Origin of the sequence: Streptomyces sp. NPDC079020, assembly GCF_044542225.1 — a bacterium.
In the GTDB taxonomy this organism is placed as follows: domain Bacteria; phylum Actinomycetota; class Actinomycetes; order Streptomycetales; family Streptomycetaceae; genus Streptomyces.
Genome location: NZ_JBITUB010000008.1, coordinates 419238 through 440932 on the forward strand (window position 1 = coordinate 419238; position 21695 = coordinate 440932).

Genomic DNA, 21695 nt, shown 5'->3' on the forward strand with positions numbered 1-21695 from the left:
GGTCGACATCAGAACAAGGAACAGCACGACGCACGACGCGCCACACCCCGACCGTGTGCCCGAGAGGCTCAGGGGCTCGACTGCAACTCGAGTTACACCGGTTCGAATCCGGTCACGGTCTCCGGTTCAGCTGTACGGGATCCACCGCTCGCGGGATCCCGCCGCTTTACGGGATCCACCGGAAGGGCCGCCCCCGCGGGGGCGGCCCTTCCGGCACGTGACGGGTCCACGGGGCCCGCCGGGGAAGCCCGGCGCCCGGCTCTCCCGCCATGGACCGGTCCGCGGCGGGAGAGCCGGTACACGGCAGGGGAGCCGGTCTACGGCAGGGGCCGAAGGTCCGGCTTCTTCGGCAGACCGCCGCTGTCCTCGCATCCGAGCTTCTCGGCGACGGCGAGGGACGCGGCATGGGCGAGGGTCAGATTGGCTGCCAGGTTCTCCGGGGCGGGTCCACGGTCCTTGGCGTTCCCGAAGCCCCCCTTGATACGCGCGGGCCGGTCCTTCGAACCGTCGAGCTGCGGGCTGACGCATTCGAAATTGATGCGGGCCCCGACAGGCCCCGCCGTGGCCTCCTTGCCCATGGAGAACATACGGGCGCCCCCGCGAAGCTGGGTGTCACCCAGATCCTGCGGCGCGTAGAGCGAAAAATTGATCTTGATGTCGTCGCGATGGCCGGCGCCTTCCGCGCCCAGGACACAGAGGTCGGCGCCCGTCGCCCAGCTGCGGCCCGACTCGTGGCCCTTCCTGACCGCCTCGGCCACCCGGTCCAGGCCCTTGCCGTCCGACCGGTCGAAGGACGTGGCGCCCGTGACGGTTTCGAGGGTCTTCTCCAACGGACCGGAGAACACACCCCCGCACACCTCCCCGGCGCCCACATACGGCGATTCCTCCGATTCCTCCGTCCCGGAGCCGCACGCCACCGCGCCCGCCCCGACGGTCATCACCAGCCCGATCACGGACAGCGTCCTCATCATGCGCACCCGACCCACGTCCTTCCTCACCGGTCCTTCCGCCCGAGGGCCGTCCCGCGGTTCGCGGCGGAACAGCCCTCGTCTCCCCGCACCCGTGGCGTCAGCCGGTCTCGGGGTCGTTGCCCTGCTGGTTCTCGCGGTCGTTCCCGGTCCCGTACCCGATCCGCATCGCTTCCTTGAGGTCCTGGCCCAGATCGCTGTTGATGTCGATGTGGTGCAGGGCCATGAACTTCTCCATGGGGGCCTCGGCCATCGATTCACCGGAGGAGTAGACCTTGGTCTTCTCCTCCCGGGTGAGTTCGTCGACCTTGTCCTTGTTCTTGTCCACGGAGTTGTCGGAGATGTCGCCGACGACCTGACCGATGAGCTGTTCCGCGGCCCCGCTCGCCGTGTCCGTGGCCAGCGGGATGAGAATGGCCGCCGTTCCCACGGCCGCGGTGACCGGGAGGAAGGCGACACCCGCGGCGACCGCCGCACCGGCCCCGAACTCCACCCAGCCGGCCCGCTTGGCCACGGCCTTCTCGTACTCCTCGTGGGTCTTGAGGTTCGTCGCCTCGACCTGGTCGGCCCGCGACTGGTCGAGCATGCCCTGCACCTCGGCGCCGACATGCACGGCCGACCGGGCGGCACCCTCCTTGATGTTCCCGTCCTGGTACTGCGCCTCCAGGACACTCGTGGTGTAGATCTGCTCCGCCTTGGAGACGGTGGCGTACGCGTCGGGGTGCTGCCCCAGAGCGCTGAGGAAGCCGCGTGCGGCATCCCGGCCACCGTCCTGGCTGGCGAGGTCGGAGAAGTCGAGGTGTCCCTCGGGGTTCTTCGTCGGCGCGAACACGCTGTCCGGGTTGTTCTTGTCCAGGGACCAGTTGATGTCGTCGATGTAGCCCGCGCCCATGTTCCCGAGGCTGTCGGCCATCGCCTCCTGCTGCTTGAGCAGGCCCGCGTCCGATCCGTACTTCTCCATCACCTGACGCATGACATCGGCGTTGTCCGCATCCCGTGCGACGGTGGCGTCCGGGCTGTCGTACGGATAACCGAGGGTCGCCGACTCCAGGGCATGCCCCAGGGCGTCCGGCATGTAGTTGAGCGACCGCTTGAGTTCGTCCGGGTCGAGCGAGTCGACGTCCCCGTAGGACTCCCACTTCTCGTTCCCGAAGAAATCGAGGTAGTTGTCGACCGCCTGGCCGTCCTTCTTGCCGAGGTCGGCCGTCGCACCCTTGTTGACGGTGCCGTCCTCGTTGTACGCGGTCGGCGGATCGGTGAAGAACTGCTTCGACGCCTCCGGGCTGTGCCCCAGCGCCTCCAGCATGGCCACCGACGGGTCGTAACCGGAACCGTTCACCCCGGACGGGTTGAACGGGTTCTTGAACGGGCTGTTCACCTGCTTGTTCTCGGCGAACATGTACGGGTCCTTCTGGTGCAGCTGCGCCACGTGCTCGGCGATCGGGTTGAGGAACTTCGGGTCGTAGTTCCCGTACCGCATGATGCCGCCGAGCAGCTGGTAGCCGAACGGCCCGTTGCTGTCGTACTTGGCCAGCGGGACGCGCTCGGTGCCGAGCTTGCGCAGCTCCGGCCCCCACTCGGCCGTGAACTTGGGGTCCTGCGAGGCGGTGGCCAGGTTGAGGCCCAGGTTCTTCTGGAGATCCTGGACGTCCTTGAGGCGCTCCTTGTCGACCTTGCCGTAGTCGTACGTGTCGGTCGAGAGCTGCCCGAAGAACGCGAGGGCCTTCTCCGGGCCGAGCTTCTCGTAGAAGTTCTTCGAGAACTCCGGCGACTTGCTGTTGTCGTGCAGGAGTTCATTGAGCGCCGCGAGCTCGGTGTGACTGATGTCGCGGCCCTTGGCGGCCAGGTCCGCGGCGCGGGCCGCTTCCTCCTGGTCGAGGTTCTGGTACTTCGGGGCGCTGAAGTCGTTGCCCTCGGTGACGTTGGCCTCAAGCGCGTTCTTGAAGGCCACATCTGTGTCGTTGGCGTTGTCGACGATCAGGTCGATCTTCTTCTGCCAGGCCTCGATGGACTCCTTCTGCTTGCGCAGGAGTTCGGAGTAGTCCGGGTCGTGCCGTGCGGTGTTGTCCTTCTCCAGCGGATGCCGGGCGGTCACCACACCTTTGGCATCGACATGGATTCCGGCCTCGCGTCCCTCGACGTCCCGGATGTTCACCAGGTCGTCCTTGGCCTTCTTGATGGCCGTGTGGGCGTCCTCCAGGATCTGCTTGACCCCCTTGGCCTCCGCCGCGGCGTCCTTGAACTCCTTGGCGGTCTTGGCGATGAACGCCTTGGTGATCCCGGCGTTCTCGCCCTCCCACTCGGCCTTGTCCGCCTTGGTCTTCATCCCGTCATTGGCGTCCGTGGCCAGCTTGTCCAGCTTGGTGACCATCTCCGCCCAGTCGGTCACCGCCGTCTGGAGCTTGACCACCGGCGCATCGACAATGTCCTCGTACTTCAGCACGTCATATCCCCCGGGGATTACTTCAGATACTCGTTCAGCTTGGAAACCGAGATCAGATCCCCGGCGATCTGCACATCATCCTTCTGAAGCGAAGACGTCGTGTAATTGAGATGATTCGAAATCTGCGCACACGCGTCCAGCAAGGTCTTCAGATGCGTGTTCCACCGGTCATGGACCTTCAAAAGCCCCGACCCGCTCTCGAAGTTCCCGTTCGTGAGCGCGATGGCCGCGTCGAACGTCGAAGGACGGGCATGATCACCATCCTTCGACACCCGGGTCCGCAGACCGTACGCCTCATGCCCGACAGCACCCAGGTTGTCCTTGTTCACCGCGAGATCCGCAACGACCGGCCCACCAGGGCCACCCGGCTCCGCCGGCACACCATTCAGCCGCATATCGACCCGCTGCGTCGATTCGGCACGAAGCGTTGCCCATTCTGAGTCGAACGTCACGAAATCCCCCGTACTCAATCCCGGATGCCACCGAAGCCTGCCGGCCCCGCTCTCAATGACGCCCACGCTAGCGGCTCAGTTTCAGCCGAGTCACCTCAGGATGAGAGCACTTTCCGCCCCCAAACGCATAAATTCAGGCAGACCGGTTCCCATTCCGAGGACGGTTCACCGGCGCGCCGCCTTCCCCCGGAGCGGGTTCGATCCACGGAAGGCCCCACGGCCGGCTCACCTTCCGGGGAAGGTACGGGCCACCGCGGGCCAGTCACCGCAGTCGCCGGCGAGGGGCGGCGCGCACGGCGCGCGGCAACCGGGCGGCGGCCGACTCGCCCCACCAGTCGCCACAACCGACCGCCCACCACCGGCGCCTGCCGAAGTGCCACTCCCCTGGACCCGGGCGCCGCCGCGCACACAGTAGGACCGGCTACCACTTCCCTGCCCAGCGGAACCCGTCGAGTTCTCTCAGGGCTACTCGGATCGCCCACAGCATCCGGCACGTACATAGGGAAGGACACCGTGGTCGCTTTCCGAGAATCGACACCCTTGGTACGCATGCCGCAAGGCTCTTCGCCGGGCACCCACCTGCGTCCGGACGCATGTCCCTTCTTGATCGCCACGACCACCCGGTCCGCGGCCCCTCCAGGACGCCGGTCGAGGACGTACCGCCGACAACGGCCTCCCCCGCCTTCACCGACGGCCCGGAAAAGACGACCCACACACTTCGATCAACTCTTCTCAGACCGGCACGTCACGTTCGCGGCACTGTTGGCTCTGTGCGGCATCCTCACGCGGACAAAGCGAGGGGGATCTCGGGCACGTTGGTGCACGCCAGAGCATCCGTGAGGGAACGGGCAAACGTCGTCAGCAGCTTCCCGCGCAGAGCCGGATCGAACCCCGGGTCGCTCACCTCCATCTCAAGGGGCGCCCGCAGTTGGCCGTCCGCGGCACCCGGCAGACCACATGCGACGAGCAGTCTCATGCCCGACCCATTCCGCCGGGTCTCGACGAAGACCTGTTCGTTCACCTTGCGCCAGGTCTCGGCATACTTTGGCTCGGTCATCCCGTCCAGAAGCAGGACGGACCACTTGACCGTGGCTTCCACGACGACAGCGCCCCCTTCCTCCCTCTCCAGCATGGTGACACGGCAGGCGCGGTAAGAGTGGTGCAGAAGGTCCTCCGCATCCGATGCCTTCGACTCACGGGAGAGAAGTGCTGCCAACTTTTTCGCCGGGAGGCGGGAGCTGACCACAAGATCCCCCTTCCCCATGGCTTCGACCGCATCTCGAACGTTCTGCTTGCCCAGAATCTGCTCGCAGCGTGGGAGATCCGCGGGAACGGCGCCTTTGCTCTCAGCACTCTGCGAACAGCCCGAGAGCGCAAGCGCACCGAAGAGCGCGGCAGAGGCCATTGCCGACAAGGAAGCGCGCATCGTCATCAGTTGACCTTCATCAGCCGGCAGGCCGCCACGACACCGTTGTTGTCATACGTCTCCGTATCGGCCAGGAGTGCACGCTTCTCACCCAAGGTCATTCCTACGGAGTTCACATACTGAAGAATCGGTGCTACTGCGCTGGCTTTCCCCTGCTTATCATTCCGTCCGATGCCGGTGAGCGCCTCGTCATCATTTTTGTACTCGGCGTCCTTCAAACACTGCAAGGTTTGAGTGGCATATTGGGTATTGACCGCACCTCCCACTGTTTCCATGACGAGCGGTACAGCCGTCACCGCTACGACGCCCGCAGTCGGACCGAGCCCTACGGCCGAGCCCACACCGATCACCCCAGCGACGCCACTGTTGACGCCACACTTCCACCATTCCGCATTCTTCTCCATAGCCAGATTCTTCAGCTCCTCAGCGACGACGTCGTGTAATTGAGGTGATTCGAAATCTGCGCACACGCGTCCAGCAACGTCTTCAGACGCGTGCTCCGTTCAGCCGCATATCGACCCGCTGCATCGATTCGGCACGAAGCGTTGCCCATTCCGAGTCGAACGTCACGGAATTCCCGTTATCGATCCCGGATGTCACCGAAGCCTGCTGGCCCCGCTCTCAATGACGCCCACGCTAGCGGCTCACTGTTCGGCGACCCGCCACAGACGGAGCTTTCCAGCCTGAACGAACAAAAGCCAAAGTGCTGGCGTGGCTGGGTTGACGAAGTCTGGCGACCTCATGTTCTGTCGCGCCCAATCGGCGGCAGCATCAAACCCGGACGTGGCATTCCCAGCCATCCGTGGAGTGGCCCTGACCTCACCGTGCAGGCGACCGTCGGCTCGGCCAACGGCGAAGGCGCGAGTGGTACGGGGCGGGCACGGCCCCGTACCACTCGCGCCAGAGGTGGAGATGGCTACATCAACACGTCTGCAGGGTCTGCTTCGAGCTCTCCCTCGCCTGTGCAAGAGAGTGCTTGCACCGGGGCCAGGGAAACCGAATGGACCACTTTCGCCTGAGGCTTTCGCAGTTCTGCCGTCGATCCTTCAGGCTTACGCTCTCGGTTCACAGAGACTGCGATGTGCGCCGGCGATTCGGCAGATCCAACCAACTTCTCAGCGCTACAGACAAACTGAAGGTACGAGAATCCTGTGCCGATCGACGCAACTTCTCCCAGACCGAGGGTCCCAGCGCCCACTTTTTAGTCGGCCGATGATTCCGGGGCTTCGTCGCTGCACCCAACAACGCCGAAGAGCAGTGCCGACACCACGAGAGCGCTGCGGTGAAAGCCACCGCACCGCCTCTCGGGCACGGTTCCTACTGTCTGCGGATAGTCACCGAACACGCCGTCTCCCCTCCGCTCCGGATTCTTCGCCCGCTTCCGTTCCCAAATCCTGCGCCCGTGGCTACTGCTGGCACAACGGGAGCAATCCGACGGACCTCAGGTGTGGCGGTCCTGACCGGACGCGCCGCCGTAAGGCGGGTTCGAGCCAGGAGGATTCTGCGGCGGCGCGTAGCCCTGATAAGGAGGTTGTGCCTGCGGCTGCTGCGGGTATGCGGGCGGGGCCTGCCCCGGGTACTGCGGCGGGTAAGGCGCGGCCGACGGCGAGGCGGCTGCCTTTCGACGACGCGACCGTACCGCCACCACCGCCACACCCGCACCGATGAGAGCAGCGGCTCCGACGCCGAGGCCGATCCAGAGGCCCGTGCTACTGCCGCCGCCTTCATCGGTCGACGGAGCGGCAGCGGCGGGCTTGTCGTCCTGCTCGGAACTCCCCGTGGGCTTCGAAGGCTTGGCGGAAGGAGACGCGTTCTCGGCTGCGGCCAGGTCGGGAAGCGGGTACTCGTCGGCGGGGCCGGGGTCGCCGGGGGTCTTCAGCGCGACACGGGGACGGACAATGCCGTAACCGATGGCATCCGTGCGCTCGTCACCACTGACCGGGCCACCGGCCGTGTTCAGCATGACCCGCAGGACCTGATTATTGGTCCAGTCAGGGTGCTTGGACCAGATCAGAGCGGCCGAGGCAGAGGCAACGGCAGTTGCGTCGCTGGTGCCATGCCCCTTACACACACCTGTTTTGCCCGCACAGGCGTAGATCATTTCTTCACCGGGTGCAGCGAGATCCACCTGCGGTCCGAATTGCGATTCTTTCGTCTTCTTGAGATCTCTGCCGATGGCGCCGACCCCAACTACCCCAGGCGCCCCAGCAGGATATTCCATCAAATTTGCGGAGTCGCCGGTGTTCCCGACGGCCGCAAAGATCAACACATCTTTGTTCAGCGCATACTTCACAGCATCCGACACAGCCTGTGAATTAGTTTGCCTCCCCAAGGAAATGTTGATGATTTTAGCCCCGTGGTCAACAGCAAATCGGATGGCTTGAGGAGCCGTCCGGCTGAACTCTCGATCGGATGCAGCTTGGTTGGCCGCATCCGTGGACTTCGGCATACGGATCGGAAGAATTTTGACCCCGGGAGCGAGACCAAAGGCGCCGTCCCCACCATAACTCTCACCTGTACCGGCGATGATGCCCGCCATGCCCGTACCGTGGCCGTTGTAATCGTCGAACTCATCCCCTGGAATGTCCTTCTCCAGATTGAGCCCCTTGACTACCTGACCTCGAAGATCACCATTGGAGGAATCGACTCCCGAGTCGATGACAGCAACAGTGACACCCTTCCCGGTGCTCACCTTCCACATACTCTCGGCCTGCATGGCATCAAGATGCCACTGCTTGGAGCGCACAGTTTCTGCATGTGCCGGGGCGGATGCAGCACCTACCAGCAAAAGCCCGAGCGTAACGGAAATCGCGGTACGAAAGCGGGCCGCTCCCGCACTGCTCTTACTGGTAAGCATCTGATCCCTTTTCCAGGTTATTACTGGTCAGTCGATAACCGGCGGAACTATGCGGCGGCTGCCCTGCTGCCAGGTTTCCTCGTCCTCAGTGAGGTAGTCGGGTCGGTCAGCACCCTCATTCCGACGCGGCTCCCCGGGGCGCTGCGCAGCCGCTGCGCCCCCTCGTCCGAACTGGCCGGTGCCGCGGCCGCCTTCAGGCGACGTGCCTCCTCGCACCAAACCCGTGCCTCCGGGCGTGAACGGGCGTGCGTTGGCATGCCCGGGTTGCTGCGGGCGACCGCCCACCATGCCGCCCGCCTCACCGGCGAGACGCCGGCCGCCGACAATGCCATTCTGGCCAGCACTGGTGCCGCCCATACCTGGGCCGTGACCCATCGGAGTACGGCCGGCGTGCGTTCCCTCGTTCCCGATCACCGGGCTGCGGGGGAGGCCGCCCATCGGGCGGCCAGGGTTCTGCGGCACTTGACGTCCGCCGACAATGCTGGGACCAGGAGGCCGGACACCGGGACCGTTGACATTCGTCGGTCCCACCGGAGGCATGGGAGGCCGTATGCCCTTGGGCAGCCCACGGCCACCTCCGCTCGTCGTGGGCGGAGCGACGGGTCCGACGTTGGGAAACACCGTGGGCGACGTCGGAAGGCCGGTTTCGGGCCTGCCCGGACTCGGAACGCTCGGCGTGGTGGTCGGGGGGAGAGTCGAAGGGTCCGGAAGCGTGGCCACACTGTCGATCCCCATGTCGACCGGTTGTTCCACGGTGGGACGAACCGGGACCGTGGGCGTGGGCGTGTCACCAGAGATCGGCGGCGCAGTAACGCTGCCTGGACCTTCAGGGCCGGGGGCCTGCGGGCCTGAAACGTGCCCAGCGCTGCCGACAGCCGCCCCTATGCCACGGCCGACATTCTCGTACTGCCCACGCCCTTCCTCGGGTGGTGCAGAGATCGCCGCCGGCGGCGGCGGGAATGCCGGCTTCTCCATGCCCTTCATCTGCGATGACGAGAACGCGTACGACTCCGCCAGCTTCCGCATCTGCGCGGCCGCTTCCTGGCGGTTCGCCTCCTTGTTCGCGATCAAGGTGTCCGCGGCCTCGCGTGCGACCGCCGACGCGTCCGGGTCGTTGCGCGCTTCCTTGGCCGCTGCCAGGTTGGCTGCCGCGCCGGCGTGGGTGCGGGGGATCGCCACCTGAGCTGTGGCGATCGCGTCGGAGGCGCGGGCCAGCCACTTCGACGCGCCCTCGCTGTAGTCGCCCAGGCGCAGCGTCGAGTTGGCCAGGTCCGCGCTCCAGGTACGGAAGGCGTCCGCGCCCTCGCCCTTCCACTCCACCATCTGCGGGCGGATCTTCAGGTCTTCCGCGATCTTGCGGATCTCCGTGGCCGCGCTCAGCAGACGGTCGGCCGCCCCCTGGACAGCCCCGCTGTTCGCCTGGTCGAGCCAGGCCAGCATCTGCTCATGCGACATGCCTTCGAATGACGTCGTTCCCATATCCAGCCCCCGTTATCCCCGTGTCATGCCTGTGATCGTCGTTGTCATCAGATGCCGTCGCCGGTGGACTCGGTGGACGTGGGCGCCGGTGTCGGCTTGCCGTCGTGCTTCGTCGGGTCGTAGGCACCGCCGTAGTGCTCGGTCGCGTCCTTGCTGATCGCCAGCATGCGGCGCCGGATGTCGATGTCCAGGTTCTCGTAGCCGTTGTGGGAGGCGAGGACCGCGATGCCCATGCCTTCGATGGAGTCCGAGAGCAGCTTCGACAGGGTTTCCAGCTCGGTGATGACCGTGTTGTACGTCGCGTAGAGGCCGGTCGCCTCGGCCCAGCCGGGGTCGCCGAACTGGCTCTTGGTCACCGGGTCCTCACCCAGCTTGTTCGGGCCGGCGGGGGACGTCTTGAGGTCCGTCAGCAGCTCGTCGATACGGTCGCGGAACTTCGTGAATGACGACAGTTCGGTGACCAGTTCCCCGACCGCGCTGTGCGCGGCCCCGATGATCGATCCGAACGGCATCGCCGCGAACCCCGCCACGGCAGCCTCAGTCGGCTCCACAGCACCCTCCCCGTTTACAGCTGGCTACAGCTTTGGGCATCACTGTAGTCAGCATCACTGACAACTCGCATCCCTGGGTTGCACGTGCAATGCGAATCACATCATCAATTGGACAGTCAGGACTTGGGCGTTGCCACCGCCGCCTGGGGCCGGACGGGCAGGCGGTTGACCGGGCGGCCGGTCGCCGATCGGACTGCGGCGGCCACCGCGGCGGGGGCGGTCACGACGGGTACGGCCGAGACGGGCTTGGCGCCGAAGGGGGCCACCACGTCGCGTTCTTCGACCAGTTTGACGATGCGAATGTCCGGAGCGTCCAGGGACGTCGGAAGTGCGTACCCCGTGAGGTCGGGGTGGCGGATCAGGCCACGGGCGGTCCGGAGGTTCTCCGTGAGGGCCGCGCCGATGCCCTGGGTGATGCCCGCCTCGATACGGATGGCCAGCTGGGCGGGGTTGAGGATCCGGCCCACGTCCTGGGCGACGGCCATCTCGACCACACGGATCGAGCCGATCTCGATGTCGACGTCCACCACGGCGCGGATCGCGCAGAAGGCGAGGCCGACGAACGCGTCGCCCTGGCCGGAATCGTCGAGCGGTTCGGTGGGGTGCGGGCGGCACTGGGCGGTGGCCCAGAGTTCCTTGCCGTCCATGGCCTCCGCGACCGTCGTGGACAGGACGCCGTCGTACGAGGTGATCTTGCCGTCGGCGATCTGGAGCAGTTCGGTGGACATCCCGAACTTGTGGGCCAGCGGCTGGAGGAGCTGGGTGCGGACCATCTTGGCGGCCCGCTCCACCGCACCGCCCGACACCCAGGTGTGGCGGCCGTGCGTCGCCGGGCCCGCCGGGGGCTGGTCGGTGTCGACCGAGGCGACGTGGACCTCTTCGATGCCCAGGGTCTCCTGGACGATCTGGCGGGCCAGCGTGGTGAACCCCTGGCCGGTCTCCACCGCCGCGCAGATGACCGTGGCGATGCCGTCGTGGACCCGGACCGTGGCCGTGGAGACCTCGTCCGTGCCCTCGGCGCCCAGCATGTGCACCATGCCGAGGGCGTACCCGACACCCCGGCGTACGGCCCCGGGCTCGCCCGCGCCCTCGGGGCCGCCGGGAAGCAGCCAGTCGTCCTCCGGGGCGTCCTTGGGCAGCACGGGGAGCGGGAAGTCCCGTACGGCACCGAGGAGTTCCTCCACCGGGGCCGGGCAGGTCACCGTCTGGCCGGTGGGCAGGATGTCGCCGGTGGACAGAACGTTGCGCAGACGCAGTTCCGCCGGGTCCACGCCGAGTTTGGCGGCCAGCTTGTCCATCTGGCCCTCGTACGCGGCACAGACCTGCATCGCGCCCTCGCCGCGCACATGGCCGGAGGGCGGGTTGTTCGTACGGACCGCCCAGCCCTCGATGAAGGCGTGCGGTACGACGTACGGGCCGCAGGCGAAGGCCACGGCCGCGGCCAGGGACTCGGACGAGGAGTCGGCGTACGCGCCCGCGTCCAGCAGGATCTGGGCCTCGACCTTGACCAGCCGGCCCTCGGCGTCCGCGTGGTGACGGTAGCGCAGCAGCGTCGGGTGGCGGTGGGCGTGGCCGAGGAAGGACTCCTCGCGGGTGGCGGCCAGTTTCACCGGGCAGCCGGTGCGCAGGGCGAGCAGGCCGAGCGGGATCTGGAAGCCGGGGTCCTCGCGGTCGCCGGTCGCGCCGGGGACGCCGGTCACGACGATCTTCACCTGGTCCGCCGGGAGGCCGAAGCAGGCGGCGGCCAGGTCACGGTCGGTGTGCGGGTCGGTGGAGGCCGTGTAGATCTCCACGCCGCCGTCGGGGCGGGGCACCGCGAGCCCGGCCTCGGCGCCGATCGGGGCCGGGTCCTGGCGGCCGATGCGGTAGAGACCCTCGACGACGACCTCGCCGGTCGCCTCCGGGTCGCCGTAGCGCAGCGGGATATGGCGGATGAGGTTGCCGTCGGGGTGCAGGGGCTCGGCGACGAACGCCTTCTCCGGGTCCGTGACCGGTTCCAGGACCTCGTACTCGACGGCAATCGCCGCCGCGGCCAGGCGTGCGGTGTCCGGGTGGTCGGCGGCGACCGCGGCGATCGGCTCACCGTGGTGGCGTACCAGGTCGGACGCGAACACCGGGCGGTCGACGACCCGGCGGCCGTAGGCGCTGTCCCCGGGGACGTCCTCGTGCGTGATGACGGCCCGCACCCCCGGCATCTCCGCCGCGGCGGAGACATCGACGGACAGGATCCGGGCGTGCGGGTGCGGCGAGCGCAGCACGGCCGCCCACAGCAGGCCCTCGGCCCACAGGTCTGCCGCGTACGGGAAGGTGCCCTCGGTCTTGGCACGGGTGTCGGCGGGCGGGAGCGAGACGCCGAGGCCGAGCGCGGGCTTCTCCTCGTCCGGGCCGGGACCGCTGCCCGCGGCGTCGATCCTGGGCAGGCTGGTGCTGGTCGCGTTGGCCGCGGTGGCTGCGTCGCTGCTCACGCCGCCTCCTTGTCGTTCGCCCCGCTGCGGCGGCAGCAGATGGTGACCTGTGGGGTGGCGTCGTGGTGCTGTGGGGTGGCGTCGTGGTGCTGTGCGGCGGGTCCGCGTGCGTGCCTCACAGCGCGCCTCCCTCGTGCGGGTGGGGCATGCGGACACTGCCCGCACCGGGCGCGGCCTGGTGCGGAATACGCGCTTCGTCCTCGTCGTGGTCGTGCGCGGCGGTCCCGGCCGCTTCCGCGCTCGCTTCCCTGGCCTCCACGACCTCGGCCACGGCGTCGAGCACACCCCGGTAGCCGGAGCAGCGGCAGAGGTTGCCGCAGAGTGCCTGGCGCGTCTCCAGTTCGCTGGGGGCGTGGTTGCCCTCCAGCAGGTCGTGGACGGTCATGGCCATGCCGGGGATGCAGAAGCCGCACTGGACCGCCCCGCAACGGGCGAGTGCCCGCTGCACGTCGGACGGCTCGCCGTCGACGGCGAGGCCCTCGACCGTACGGACCTCACTCCCCGCCGCCGTGGCCGCGGGGACCAGGCAGGAGGCGACGAGACGGCCGTCGACCTGGACGTTGCAGGCTCCGCATTCGCCCTGCGAGCAGCCGTCCTTGGCACCGGCGAGGCCGAGGCGTTCGCGGAGCACGTAGAGCAGGGACTCGCCGATCCAGGCGTCGGTCACCGGGCGGTCGGCACCATTCACATGCAGGAGGTAGGAAGCTGCGGGGTGCTCGCTGAGACCCTCGACCGCGGCTTCGACGGCCGGTTCCCCGGTCGGGTCCCCAGCCGGGCCCGACGTCGGGTCCGCGGCCGGTTCGGTCACCGGCTCGGTGGCCGTATCGGCGGCCGCTTCGGCGCTCTCCTCGGCGGCGGCTCCGGAGGCAGCTTCCGCGGCCTCTTCGGCGGGCGTTCCGGCGACGGTTTCGGCGACCGCCTCGGTGAACTCTCCGGCGGACTCTTCGGCGTGGGCGTCGAGCGGCGCGTCGGTGAGCACGTCGGCGGACCCACCGGCGGGGGCCTGCGCGTCGATGTGCCCGTGGTCAACGGGGCCGGACGCGGACGGCTCGGCGGACGGCTCGGCCGTGGCGGCCACTTCGGCCGCGGTGGCCGGTTCGACGGAGGCGGAGGTGGCCGCTTCGATGGAGGCCGCGGAGGCTGAGGTGGCCTCGGGCTCCGCAGCCGGGGTCTCCGGTGTCGCCCACGGTGCGGGGGCGCCGCCCGGCAGCGTGGCCGGAGGCGCGCTGTCCGCGTACCACTGGGGTGCCTGCGCCGAGGCCAGGAACTCGCCCGACTCGTCCGGCAGGTCCCCGTCCGCCACCGGGATCGTCCACTCGCCGGTGTGGCCCACGGGCTCGATGGACTCCGGCTCCGCCGCGGCCGCCGGGGGCTCGCCCGTGATCTCGCTGAAGTTCCACTGGGCCGTCGAGTGCGAGGTGTCCTGATACGGCGACAGGTACGGGTCGGACAGGCCGTGCTGATCCGCCAGGCCATGCTGGTCAGGCAGTCCGTGCTGGTCCGCCAGTCCGCGCTGGTCAGGCAGGCCGTGCTGATCGGACCGGCCGTGCTGGTCCGAAAGGCTCTGCTGGTCCGGAAAACCCTGCCGGTCCGGCTGATTCCCGTGACCCGACAGGTGCTGCTGGGCGCGCAGGTACTGCTCGTCGTGCATGCGCTGCTCGTCGTGCATGCGCTGCTCGTCGTGCATGCGCTGTTCCTCGCGCATGCGCCGCTCGTCCAGCGTGCTCCGCCCGTCCGGCAGATTCTGCAGGCCCTGCTGGTTCTGGAAGCCCTGCTGGTTCTGGAGACCCTGTTGGTTCTGCAGGCCCTGCTGGTTCGGGTCCGGCCAGTGCACGGCGCCGGGGGCCTGGTCCTGCGCCCTCGCCTCGGCCTGCTCCTGCTGGGCCTGGGTCTGCACGACCCAGCTGCCCGTCGCCGCCGGGTCCAGGCCCACCGCCGGGGTGAGCGGCAGGATCATCGGCGGTACGAACCCGTGGCCGGGCGCGGCCAGCGGGATGTTGGCCAGGTCCTCCGGCGGCAGGTGGACGAACGCGGTCGCGTCGGCGTCGTACTCGCCGCTCTGCGGGGTCGGCTGCCAGGCCCCGTACCGCGGGTCGGGCCCGCCGGAGTGCCCCTGCTGTCCGGGGTTTTCCTCATTGCTCACGACAGTGCCCTCCCCAGCGCGCGTCGGGCCAGTGCGGCGACGGTACGCCGCAGGTGCAGTACGGCCGGGGACAGCGGTGGTGCCTCTCCCCCGTCGTCCGGTGGTACCTGGTCCGGGATGCAGGCCGCGGCGACGTACTCGCCGAAGGCGGCCAGCGCGTCGGGGGCCAGCCCGCGTTCGCCGTCCCAGTCGATCAGCGAGGCGATCCAGTGCTCCGCCTCCAGCGGGCGCAGCGGCATCGGCGCGATGGCGCCGACCGCGCACCGCACACCGCGCCGGGCCGGGTCCAGGACGATCGCGACGGAGGCAGTGGCGCGGCCCGGTCCGGTGCGGCCGGTCGCCTTCAGGAACACCTGCGGGGCGTGCAGCAGCGGTACGCGGACGAAGCCGACCAGCTCGGCGGGTTCGAGCATCTCGCGGCCGGCCAGCAGGTGCGAGACCGGGATCTCGCGGCGGGCTCCGCCGGGGCCCGCGATGACGAGTTCGGCCTCCAGGGCCGCGAGGACCGGCAGGGTGTCACCGGTCGGCGCGGCGGTGGCGATGTTGCCGCCGAGCGTTCCGGCGTTACGGATCTGGGGCGGGCCCGCCGCGCGCGCGGACGCGGCGAGCGCGGGGATGAGGGCGGCGAAGTCGGGCCGTCCCATGCGTGCGTGGGTGAGGCCGGCGCCGAGCAGCGCGTGACCGTCCTGGTAGTGCCAGCCGCGCAGTTCGCTGATCCGGCCGAGACCGACCAGTCCGGAGGGGCGCAGCAGCCCCTTGTTGACGGCCGCCATCAGGTCCGTGCCACCGGCGACCGGAACTGCGGCGGGCATGGCGCCGAGTGCCGCCACGGCCTCGTCCAACGAGGCCGGCAGCGTCACCGACTGCATCGCCTGCGGTGCGTGCGTGGTCAACCCAGCTGCCCCTTCCCGGTGTCCCGGCAGTCCGCCTGTTCCGCCGTACGGTACGTGCTCACAGCCCGGACGTGGCAACTCTGGCACATCTTCCGACCGGACCGACGCGAGGGTCCACGAAGGACGCATCCGTCCCTGACCAGGGGGAAAATCCGCTTTCGCACCTGTTTGACGCAGAGTGTGAATTGCCACTCTTCGGCGAGTCCTGTGCGACTTGCACGGTTCGTTCCGCACGCCCCGCGCCCGCGTGAAATTCACGCGGGCGCGGGCAACCCGACGGTCCGGAAACCGCCCGGCAGGGTGACTCAGACGTTCGGCGGCGGACCCTCCAGCGGGCGTCCGAGGATGCCGGGGCGCTGCTGCCGGGGCAACGGGCCGCCCGGCGGGCGGTAGTCGACGCCGAGGGCGTCGAGCCGGGCGTAGTGGGTGGTCATACGGCGCTCGAACTCCGTGAAATCCCGGTCGGCGGAGGCGGGCAGCGCCGACCACGCGACCTCCGCGAAGGCCGCGAGGCGCGGGAAGACCTGGTAGTCGACACGGGCCCGGTTCTGCATGACCTCGGTCCACACATTGGCCTGGGTGCCCAGGATGTGACGGGCCGCCTCCTCGGAGAGGCCCGGCGGTACGGGCTCGAAGCGGTAGACGTCCTCCAGGGTCCGGATGAACCCGATCGGCATCGGCTCGTCGGGGCCGCCGTGCTGACGGTGGTCCAGGTAGACGTGCTGCTCGGGGCACATCACGACGTCGTGCCCGGCCTCGGCGGCGGCGACGCCGCCCGCGTAGCCGCGCCACGAGGAGACGGCGGCACCTTGGGGAAGGCCGCCTTCGAGGATCTCGTCCCAGCCGATGAGGCGGCGGCCGCGCTCGGTGAGCCAGGTGTCGAAGTGTCCGATGAACCAGGCCTGGAGCCCGTCCTCGCCGGCCACGCCGAGTTCGGCGATCCGGGCCTGGGCCGTCGGGGACTTCCGCCACTGGTCCTTCAGGCACTCGTCGCCGCCGACGTGGATGAACGGCGAGGTCGTGGCCGGGAACAGCTCCAGGATCTCCTCGAAGACGCCCTCGAAGAAGCGCAGGGTGCTGTCAGTGGGGGCGAGTACGTTCGGGTTGATGCCCCAGGTGTCCCAGACGGAGAGGGTGGTGGTGTCGATGACGTCGGTGTTGCCCAGTTCGGGGTACGCGCTGATGGCGGCCTGCGAGTGGCCGGGGATGTCGATCTCGGGGACGACGCTGATATGCCGCTCGGCGGCGTACGCGACGATTTCGCGGATGTCGTCCTGCGTGTAGTAGCCGCCGTACGGGGTCTCGTCCCACAGCTCGGAGGCCCGGTGGCCGTATTTGGTGCGGGAGCGCCAGGAGCCGACCTCCGTGAGGCGGGGGTGACGCTTGATCTCGACGCGCCAGCCCTGGTCGTCGGTGAGGTGGAAGTGGAAGACGTTCAGCTTGTGGGCGGCGAGGAGGTCGAGATAGCGCAGGACGTCGTCCTTGGGCATGAAGTGCCGTGAGACGTCGAGCATGAGGCCGCGCCAGGAGAAGCGGGGACCGTCCTCGATCTCCAGTGCGGGGAGCTCCAGGTCCGGTTCCGCGCTCACCGGGGCGTGCCGGAAGGCCTCGGGGCCCAGCAGCTGGCGGAGTGTCTGCGCGCCCCAGAAGACGCCCGCGGCGCTGCCGCCGGTGACGCGGATGCCGTGTCCGGGGGTGACGGACAGCCGGTAGCCCTCGGGCTCCAGGTCCGGGTCGATGAGCAGCTCGACGGTGTTCCCGGCGCGGGTGGTGCTCTCCGCGCCCGGCGCACTGCCGGGGCCCGCCGCGCCGTCGGCGCCCGTCGCGCTGCCCGCGCGCGGCGCCAGTGGCAGGCCGAACGCGGCCCCGAGCGTGGTGCGCAGCCAGCGGGCCGTGTTCTCGGTGCCGGGTGCCGCGGTGATGGTGGTGTCCCGGTCCGGAGCGAATCCGGGCCGCCCCGCCCCACGGGTGTTCCGGGGCGCCGGGATCAGGTCCATGGGCATGACGTCAGTCCTTAACCGCTCCGCCCAGTCCCGAGACCAGGCGTCGCTGTACGAGTACGAAGAAGACCAGCACGGGAATGGTCATCACCGTCGAGGCTGCCATGATCCCTCCCCAGTCGTTCTCGTCGGGTTTGAAGAACACCAGCAGCGCCATCGGGAGCGTCGACTGGGAGGTGTCGCTGATGATGAACGACTTGGCGAAGAGGAAGTCGTTCCAGGTCGAGATGAAGGAGAAGACACTCGTCGCCACGAGGCCCGGGAAGACCAGCGGGAAGAGGATCTGCCACAGGAAGCGGGTGCGGCTCGCCCCGTCGATGTACGCGGCCTCCTCCAGCGCCTCCGGGACCGCCTTGACGAAGCCGCGCAGCATCCAGATCGCGAACGGCAGCGAGAAGGCGAGATGCGGCAGGATCAGCGAGCCCAGGGTGTTCAGCTGTCCGAAGTCCCGCATCAGGAAGAACAGCGGGATGGTCAGCGCCTCGACCGGCACCATCTGCGCGACCAGGAACATGATCAGCAGGGTGGTGCGGAAGCGGAACCGGAATCTGGTCACGGCCGTGGCGGCCAGGAACGCGATCAGCGCGGACGCGAGCACGACCGTGCCCGCGACGATCAGGCTGTTGAGGAAGTAGCGGCCGAAGTCCTGCTGTTCGAAGACCCGGCGGAACGAGTCGAGCGACGGGGACAGCGTCCAGGGACGGGCCTCGGCCGACTGGATCTCGCCGGCCGGTTTCACGGCGGAGAGCACCATCCAGTACAGCGGGAAGGCGACGGCGGCGGCGATCAGGAGGGCCGCCGCCTCGGCCGCCAGCCGGCGCGGCCGGCGGACCCGCATGACCGTGCGCAGCCGGGCACCCGCGGAGGCGGGGCGGGAAGCGGCGGCGGACGCGGTGACGGCGGTGGTGTCGGTGGCGGCGGTGGTCGGGCTCACAGTTCCTCCCCCTGGCGCCGTACGAGGCGCAGATAGACCAGCGTGACGGCCAGCAGGATCACCAGCATCACGACGCCGATCGCCGATCCGAGGCTGTACTGCGAGGACGCGAACGCCTTCTGGTACGCGTACACGTTCAGCACCAGGTTCTGGCCCGCGATGCCGCCGCCGTTGGTCATGACGTAGATCTGGGTGAAGACCTTGAAGTCCCAGATGATCGACTGGATGGTGACGACGATCAGGATCGGGCGCAGCATCGGCGCCATGACGGAACGCCAGATGCGCCACTGGGAGGCACCGTCCAGCGAAGCGGCCTCCAGCACCTCGGCGGGGATGGCCCGGATGCCCGCGTACACGGTCACCATGACGAACGGGAACGAGCACCAGAGGACTTCGAGGAGCACCAGGGCGAAGGCGCTGTAGCGCCCGTACGTCCAGGAGAAGTCACCCAGCCCCAGCACCTTGTTGACCGGTCCGAAGTCGGGGTCGAAGAGAAAGACCCAGACCGTGGAGCCGGTGATCGCGGGCGTCGCCCAGGCGCCCAGCGCGGCCATCATCAGTGCGAGCCGGGGCAGGGCGCGGATGCGGGTCAGCAGGACGGCGAGGGCGCAGCCGACCAGCAGAGTGGCCAGCACACAGGCCGTGGCGAAGACCACGGTGGCGAGGAGCACCTGCCAGAACTGGCCGTCGTCGAAGAGGGTCGCGTAGTTGCCGAGGCCCTTGAAGGTGGTCGGTTCGCCACCGCTGACCTGGGCCTGGGTGTACTCCAGGAAGGAGATCAGGCCGAGCTGGTAGATCGGGTAGACCAGCAGCCCGGCCAGCAGGACGAGCGCGGGCAGCAGATAGAGCCAGGGGGTCCAGCCGGGGCGCCGGGTGGGCGAGGAGCGGGGTCGCCGGGGCGGGCGGGCGGCCGCGGGGCCGCCGCGCCCGGACGCCCCGGTCCGGCCGGAGTTCTTGTACTCCGTGGTGTCCGTGGTCATCGTCAGCCCGCGGCGGTGAACGCCGCGTCCATCTTCTTCGCCGCGTCGTCCGAGGCCTGTGCCACGTCCTTGCGGCCGCTGACGACCTCCTGGAACATCGTCGGCAGGATCAGCGAGGCGTCGATCTGCGCCCAGCCCGCCGAGGCGGGTACGAACTTGGCGCCCGCGCCCAGCGTCCGGACGAAGGGGGCGACGAACGGCTGCTTCTTCGCGGCGTTGTCCAGCACGTCGGTGTACGTCGGCAGGAAGCCCATCGCGTCGAACAGCTCCGCCTGGGTCTTCTTCCCGGTCAGCGACTTCATCAGGTCGACGGCGAGGGTGCGGTGCGAACTGCTCTTGAGCACGCCGATGTTGTTGCCGCCGGCGAACGCGGGGGCGATGGAGCCCTCGGCCACGCCGGGCAGCGGCACCACGGCGTACTTGCCCTTGACCGAGCCCGCCTCGACCGCCGCGTGGCTGAAGTCGCCGCCGATCGCCATGGCCGCCTTGCCGGAGGCGAAGGCGGTGACGGTGGCGTTGCCGCCCATGGAGGCGCACTTGGCGGCCGGGCAGTTGTCGTCGCCGAAGAGCGAGGTGTAGGCCTCGATGCCCTTGCGGGCCTTGTCGCTGTTGATGGCCGACGTGTACGTACCGCCGCTCTCCCCGGCCAGTTCGCCGCCGTTCGCCCAGATGAACGGCATCGCACCGTAGGTGTAGGCGCCGCCGACCGCGAGGCCGTAGAGGTCGGGCTTCGCCTTGTGGATCTTCTTGGCGGTGGAGATCAGCTCGGCCTGGGACTTGGGGGCGTCGATGCCGAGGTCCTTGAAGACGTCGGTGCGGTAGTAGAGCGCGCGTACGCCGACGAAGAGCGGGGCTCCGTAGACCTTGCCGCCGACGGTGACGGACTGCCTGGCGGTCGGGTCGGTGTCCTTGGCCTCGTCCCAGGCGGCGAACTCCGCGCTCACATCGGCCAGTCCGCCGTCCTTCACGTATCCGGCCGTGTCGGTGTTGCCGTACTCGATGAGGTCCGGCGCGCTCTTGGGGTCGTTGAAGGCCGCCTTGATCCGCTGGGCGCGGGTGTCGACGGGTATGTACTCGATCTCGACCTTCGCGTCCTTGTGGCTCTTCCTGAAGTCGGCCACGGCCGCGTCGACGACCTTCTCCTTGGGCTTGTTGCCGACCTCCTGGAACAGCCAGACGCGCAGGGTGCCGGTCTTCTCGTCACCCTTCGCACTGGTGTCGGACGTCTGCGGCGCGCAGGCGGTGGCGGTGAGGCCCGCCAGCACAAGTGCCGCCGCGGGAGCAGCAATTCGGGCAGAAAGCTTCATAAGGAACCCTTACCGATCGGCCGTTGCAACACGCGCAACGGGCGTTTCGTTCTGCACAACTGGCAGGAGAGTAGGTCCGGACTTTCGCGCCGACAAGTGGTCTCTACCACTCTGTGACCCGCGGGTGCAGCCCGTGCAACGCGCGGCCTCGCACGGGAGCTCCCGCGCGCCTCTCGCGGGGCAGCGATACCGGCCATCCACCGGAGGCCGCCCCGGACATCCGGCGCCGCACCGGGCCGGGCGCGCGGGCGCACTCCGGGCACCCCGGGAGACGAGCCGCGCACAAGCCGCGCACACACGCCGGGCGCGCGGGGGGGGGCTGCCGGGCGCCCGGGGCTGCCGGGCCGGGGGCCGGGGGCCGGGGGCTGCGAGGCTGCGAGGCTGCGAGGCTGCGAGGCTGCGAGGCTGCGAGGCTGCGAGGCATACGAAAAGCCCCCGGGGCGCGCATCTCTGCGCACCCCGGGGGCATCTTCTGGAGGGTGTCCGGGAGTGAGGACTACTTCTTGTCCTTGCCGCCCTTGCCCTTGTCCTTGTCGCCGCCGGCGCCCATGGACTCGTAGATCTCCTTGCACATGGGACAGACCGGATACTTCTTGGGGTCACGCCCCGGTACCCAGACCTTGCCGCACAGTGCCACCACGGGAGTGCCCTCCAGGGCGCTCGCCATGATCTTGTCCTTCTGGACGTAATGGGCGTAGCGCTCGTGGTCGCCGTCGCCGTTCGACACCTGCGGCGTCGGCTCTACGAGGGTCCCCGTACCTGCCCCGCGCTCGGGCTCAAGAGTGCTCATAACCGCC

The 21695-nt window shown here is 68.7% G+C and carries 17 protein-coding genes and 1 tRNA gene; 1 reads left to right on the forward strand and 17 read right to left on the reverse strand.

What is annotated here, in order from left to right; translation table 11 throughout:
* The first annotated feature begins 49 nt into the window (after window positions 1-49).
* Window positions 50-121 (forward strand) — tRNA-Cys (locus ACIGJO_RS19890).
* Window positions 122-317: 196 nt separating this feature from the next.
* Here the strand turns inward: ACIGJO_RS19890 and ACIGJO_RS19895 are convergent.
* The 17 genes from ACIGJO_RS19895 to ACIGJO_RS19975 all read right to left on the reverse strand — a co-directional run bounded on the left by ACIGJO_RS19895 (window position 318) and on the right by ACIGJO_RS19975 (window position 21688).
* Window positions 318-968, reverse strand: coding sequence for a hypothetical protein (locus ACIGJO_RS19895; RefSeq protein WP_399959683.1), 651 nt, complete (start codon window positions 966-968; stop codon window positions 318-320).
* 100 nt (window positions 969-1068) lie between these two features.
* On the reverse strand, window positions 1069-3411 hold the full coding sequence (locus ACIGJO_RS19900; RefSeq protein WP_399959685.1) for a hypothetical protein: 2343 nt from the start codon (window positions 3409-3411) through the stop codon (window positions 1069-1071).
* Between the two features lie 17 nt (window positions 3412-3428).
* Window positions 3429-3863 (reverse strand): hypothetical protein, encoded by a 435-nt coding sequence (locus tag ACIGJO_RS19905; RefSeq protein ID WP_399959687.1) that lies wholly within the window; start codon window positions 3861-3863, stop codon window positions 3429-3431.
* A gap of 781 nt (window positions 3864-4644) precedes the next feature.
* On the reverse strand, window positions 4645-5295 hold the full coding sequence (locus tag ACIGJO_RS19910; RefSeq protein ID WP_399959689.1) for a hypothetical protein: 651 nt from the start codon (window positions 5293-5295) through the stop codon (window positions 4645-4647).
* Window positions 5295-5693, reverse strand: coding sequence for a hypothetical protein (locus ACIGJO_RS19915; protein WP_399959691.1), 399 nt, complete (start codon window positions 5691-5693; stop codon window positions 5295-5297). Before ACIGJO_RS19915 ends, ACIGJO_RS19910 begins: the two co-directional genes overlap by 1 nt.
* A 1037-nt stretch (window positions 5694-6730) precedes the next feature.
* Window positions 6731-8146, reverse strand: a complete 1416-nt coding sequence (mycP, locus tag ACIGJO_RS19920; protein ID WP_399959693.1) for a type VII secretion-associated serine protease mycosin — start codon at window positions 8144-8146, stop codon at window positions 6731-6733.
* Window positions 8147-8173: 27 nt separating this feature from the next.
* On the reverse strand, window positions 8174-9601 hold the full coding sequence (locus ACIGJO_RS19925) for a WXG100 family type VII secretion target (protein WP_399959695.1): 1428 nt from the start codon (window positions 9599-9601) through the stop codon (window positions 8174-8176).
* 71 nt (window positions 9602-9672) lie between these two features.
* Window positions 9673-10176 carry a hypothetical protein gene (locus tag ACIGJO_RS19930; RefSeq protein WP_399959697.1) on the reverse strand — a complete coding sequence of 168 codons (504 nt, stop codon included), beginning with the start codon at window positions 10174-10176 and terminating at the stop codon, window positions 9673-9675.
* A 116-nt stretch (window positions 10177-10292) separates the two neighbouring features.
* Window positions 10293-12641 (reverse strand): xanthine dehydrogenase family protein molybdopterin-binding subunit, encoded by a 2349-nt coding sequence (locus tag ACIGJO_RS19935; protein ID WP_399959699.1) that lies wholly within the window; start codon window positions 12639-12641, stop codon window positions 10293-10295.
* The gene (locus tag ACIGJO_RS19940) at window positions 12638-12760 is read right to left on the reverse strand and encodes a hypothetical protein (RefSeq protein ID WP_399959701.1); all 123 of its coding nucleotides are present in this window, start codon (window positions 12758-12760) and stop codon (window positions 12638-12640) included. Before ACIGJO_RS19940 ends, ACIGJO_RS19935 begins: the two co-directional genes overlap by 4 nt.
* Window positions 12757-14784, reverse strand: coding sequence for a (2Fe-2S)-binding protein (locus ACIGJO_RS19945; protein WP_399959703.1), 2028 nt, complete (start codon window positions 14782-14784; stop codon window positions 12757-12759). Before ACIGJO_RS19945 ends, ACIGJO_RS19940 begins: the two co-directional genes overlap by 4 nt.
* Window positions 14781-15677: an FAD binding domain-containing protein gene (locus ACIGJO_RS19950; protein ID WP_399959705.1), complete on the reverse strand. Its 897-nt coding sequence runs from the start codon at window positions 15675-15677 to the stop codon at window positions 14781-14783. Before ACIGJO_RS19950 ends, ACIGJO_RS19945 begins: the two co-directional genes overlap by 4 nt.
* 305 nt (window positions 15678-15982) lie before the next feature.
* Window positions 15983-17680 carry a beta-N-acetylhexosaminidase gene (locus ACIGJO_RS19955; RefSeq protein ID WP_399959707.1) on the reverse strand — a complete coding sequence of 566 codons (1698 nt, stop codon included), beginning with the start codon at window positions 17678-17680 and terminating at the stop codon, window positions 15983-15985.
* 4 nt (window positions 17681-17684) lie between these two features.
* Complete coding sequence (locus ACIGJO_RS19960) at window positions 17685-18515, reverse strand: carbohydrate ABC transporter permease (protein ID WP_399959764.1); 831 nt, start codon at window positions 18513-18515, stop codon at window positions 17685-17687.
* Window positions 18516-18607: 92 nt separating this feature from the next.
* The gene (locus tag ACIGJO_RS19965) at window positions 18608-19591 is read right to left on the reverse strand and encodes a carbohydrate ABC transporter permease (protein ID WP_399959709.1); all 984 of its coding nucleotides are present in this window, start codon (window positions 19589-19591) and stop codon (window positions 18608-18610) included.
* Window positions 19592-19593: 2 nt separating this feature from the next.
* Window positions 19594-20898: an extracellular solute-binding protein gene (locus tag ACIGJO_RS19970; protein WP_399959711.1), complete on the reverse strand. Its 1305-nt coding sequence runs from the start codon at window positions 20896-20898 to the stop codon at window positions 19594-19596.
* Between the two features lie 496 nt (window positions 20899-21394).
* On the reverse strand, window positions 21395-21688 hold the full coding sequence (locus ACIGJO_RS19975) for a DUF3039 domain-containing protein (RefSeq protein WP_072484142.1): 294 nt from the start codon (window positions 21686-21688) through the stop codon (window positions 21395-21397).
* Between the last annotated feature and the right edge of the window lie 7 nt (window positions 21689-21695).